Annotated in this window: 1 pseudogene; it reads left to right on the forward strand. The window is 67.4% G+C overall.

The window, feature by feature from the left end:
* Positions 1-224: pseudogene (locus ABFP37_RS22625) on the forward strand (L-serine ammonia-lyase); the annotation flags it as partial.

Here is a 224-nt window from a genome sequence, read left to right on the forward strand (position 1 = left end):
GGGCGGGGAGGTGCTGCGCAGTGCCACGTTCTTCTCGGTGGGCGGGGGTTTCATCGTCCGGGAGGGCGAGGAGGACGCGGCGCAGCAGGAACTGGACGAGTCCAAGAAGGAGCTGCCGCTGCCGTTCCGCACCGCAGCCGAGTTGCTGGGCCGCTGCCAGTCCAAGGGTCTGTCCATCGGCGAGGTCATGTTCGTCAATGAACGTGCTTCCCGCACCGAGGAGG

Origin of the sequence: Burkholderia sp. RS01 (assembly GCF_039748055.1) — a bacterium.
GTDB lineage: Bacteria > Actinomycetota > Actinomycetes > Actinomycetales > Micrococcaceae > Arthrobacter.